Origin of the sequence: Pseudokineococcus marinus, from assembly GCF_013004605.1 — a bacterium.
GTDB lineage: Bacteria > Actinomycetota > Actinomycetes > Actinomycetales > Quadrisphaeraceae > Pseudokineococcus > Pseudokineococcus marinus.
This window is the reverse complement of sequence record NZ_JABEMA010000542.1, coordinates 1-1197: the sequence shown is the minus strand read 5'-3', so window position 1 is coordinate 1197 and position 1197 is coordinate 1. Positions and strand designations below refer to the sequence as shown.

Genomic DNA, 1197 nt, shown 5'->3' with positions numbered 1-1197 from the left:
CGTCGCGCCCCGCGCCCGCCCCGGGCACCGACCGGGCGCGCGGCAGCGCCGAGCTCGCCGTCCCCGGCCTCCTCCTCGGCTGGACGTGGCTCGGCTCCACGGTCGACGCCCTCGTCTTCTCCGGGCGCCCGTGGGTGGCGCTGTGGGGCTTCGTCGTGATGGGCGCCGTCGTCGCGCCGACCCTGGCGCACTGGCTGTGGGCCGCCGCGTCCATGCGTCGCCGGTGAGGGCCGGCGCCGACTCCTCCTGCCGCGCGGCGACGGCGGCCGCCGGCGCGGCCCGGGCGCTCGTGCGCGCGACGTCGGCGCTGTCGGTCGGGCTGCTGGTCCACACCTGCGCCAACGCCCTGCTGCTCCGCCGGCCCGACCTCGACCCCCCGGCGGTGGCCGGGCGCGTGAGCGTGCTGCTGCCCGTGCGCGACGAGGCGCACCAGGTCGCCGACTGCCTCACGGCCGTCCTCGCCCAGGAGCGCGTGGACCTCGAGGTGCTCGTCCTCGACGACGCCAGCTCCGACGGCACGGCGGAGGCCGCCCGGGCGCGCGCGGGCGACGACCCGCGCGTGCGGGTCCTCACCGGGTCGCCGACGCCGCCGGGGTGGTTGGGCAAGCCGTGGGCGTGCGCGCAGCTCGCCGGGCGGGCCGCCGGGGACGTCCTCGTCTTCGTCGACGCCGACGTCCGCCTGGCCCCGCGCGCCGTCGCGGCGTCGGTCCACCAGCTGCGCCGCACCGGGCTCGACCTCGTCTCCCCCTACCCCCGGCAGCGCGCGGTCACCCCGGGCGAGCGGCTCGTGCAGCCGCTGCTCCAGTGGTCCTGGCTCGCGACGCTCCCGCTGCGGCTCGCCGAGCGCTCGCCGCGCCCCTCGCTCTCGGCCGCGAACGGCCAGCTCCTCGTCGTCGACGCCGCCCGGTACCGGGCGGTCGGCGGCCACCGGGCCGTCCGCGGCGCGGTGCTCGACGACGTCGCCCTCGTCCGCGCCGTCAAGGCCGCCGGCGGGCGCGGCGGCGTCACGGACGGGACGGCGCTCGCGACGTGCCGCATGTACGACGGCTGGGAGGGCGTCCGCGACGGGTACGCCAAGTCGCTGTGGAGCGCGGCGGGCTCCCCGGGCCGCTCGCTGGCGCTGGCCGGCGGGCTCGCGGCCCTCGGGCTCGGACCGCTCGTCGGCGCCCTCGCCGGCTCCCGCGCCGGGGCGCTGGG

Annotated in this window: 1 protein-coding gene and 1 pseudogene; both read left to right on the top strand. The window is 80.5% G+C overall.

The genetic code is table 11. From position 1 onward, the window contains the following. Nucleotides 1–227: pseudogene (locus tag HLB09_RS17340) on the top strand (hypothetical protein); the annotation flags it as partial. Further along, nucleotides 224–1197 (top strand): glycosyltransferase family 2 protein (locus HLB09_RS17335; protein ID WP_322790246.1); only part of this gene is annotated, 974 nt, incomplete at its 3' end. The pseudogene HLB09_RS17340 and the gene HLB09_RS17335, both read left to right, overlap by 4 nt.